This window comes from Pseudoalteromonas sp. NZS127, from assembly GCF_015864805.1.
In the GTDB taxonomy this organism is placed as follows: domain Bacteria; phylum Pseudomonadota; class Gammaproteobacteria; order Enterobacterales; family Alteromonadaceae; genus Pseudoalteromonas; species Pseudoalteromonas nigrifaciens.
Window position 1 is genome coordinate 1 of record NZ_JADYWN010000048.1, and the last position, 1550, is coordinate 1550.

The window sequence follows — 1550 nt, forward strand, 5'->3', positions numbered from 1 at the left end:
GTAACTATTCAGCCTCATCTGAAATGAATATATCAGGCAGCTGATTTTTGAATAATAACTCAAGGGCTAGGCTTGCAGATACATATTGTTTTCTGCAAGTCGATAAATAGCTTCTCAGCAAGCAGAACATTTCAGCTCCTTGCTTACTTCTAAAACACCCCGATATTTTTTGATGAACCTTGGTCATCCTAATATCATTCTCGCCTTGGTTGTTGGTAAATGGCACGCCAGTGCTCATCATGAAACGTAAAACATCATCTTGATAATCTCTTAGTCGTTCCAATAATGCGCGGGATTTGGTTCGCTTTAATCGGCCTCGCTGACCTTTCACTCGGCTACTTTTATCTGGTGGTGGACATTTAGCGTCACCTTGAAGCAATATTTTTTGATATTGCTCACGATATTTCTGTTTAGCCCCTTTATCTAGGTCGGGATTATCTATTTGAGCTTTATTCATTTCTTTAAGTAAGGTTTGCATATCCTTCGCCCATTGCATGCCGTCTTGCTCCCAAGCCCTTTCTAATTCTCGGATGTGGTGAGCATTACATAATGCATGTTGGCATTGGGTATATTGATAATATGGCTTCCAATGGTCATGACATAGCACACCGGTAAAGTGCGGTAAAATACCGGCCTCATCCATCGCTATTTTTCCTCTTTTTTCATGAGGATAAAAATAAGTCCACCAAGTCGTTGATGCACCATGAAGCCATCGCCGTTTACCGCCGATATTAATGCCAGTCTCATCAACATGCAAAGTTTGATACGGGCTTTGTAATGCCGCTTTGATGATACCTTCTGCGCCCGATGACTTTACCAGTGCCGCTGCTTGTTCATTAAAGTTAAATAAACTGCCGGCACTGATCGGAATACCTAGTTGGTCACTAAAGTATTCTTCAATGCGGTTATAAGGGAGTAATTGATATTGTGATAAGTAAACCGCATGGGCTTTCACACCAACACCATATTGAATAGGACCGTTAACACCTTGGGGGAATTCACCAACAAACCGCTTCCCTTGCTCATTCTCAAGGATTTGAGCCTGGTATTCGGTCACCACTTTACTGATATCTATATCGACGACTTGTCGCTTTTGAAAACCCACCTCACGATAGTGACCTTTAGGTAAAAAATCTCGGTCAACTAAAATGACTTGTACCTCATCAGGTGTTTCTGTTTGAGTCAGCGTTTTACCTACTCGGCCTTTTTGTCCGCCAGCTGATTTTTCTGACTTCTCTCTCGTTGGCTTTGTTCGGTTGATATCTTTTGATGGAGGAATGCTACTATTTTGACTATTAAGTCCTAATTTACTAGCTAGCATAACAACGACAACAAGAATGAGTTCAATAGACATCTTCAACGCTGGCGAGAGTGTTTTATCTTCTTGTAACTGAGTTTTAGTTTGCTCAACTATTTCAGTGATATTTATGCTGTTTAAATTCATTAAAGCTAGAGCGATAGGGTAATAGCTCTAGCTTGGCATACTGGCAGGATCAGTCAATAGCTAAAAAAGATCCTTAGAAAATAATTTGTCTTGGTGAATAGTTACA

1 protein-coding gene is annotated in these 1550 nt (G+C 40.5%); it reads right to left on the reverse strand.

All coding sequences use genetic code 11. The features are described 5' to 3' along the window. Window positions 1-4: 4 nt before the first annotated feature. The gene (gene tnpC, locus I6E78_RS18300) at window positions 5-1444 is read right to left on the reverse strand and encodes an IS66 family transposase (RefSeq protein ID WP_086993120.1); all 1440 of its coding nucleotides are present in this window, start codon (window positions 1442-1444) and stop codon (window positions 5-7) included. Window positions 1445-1550 lie beyond the last annotated feature (106 nt).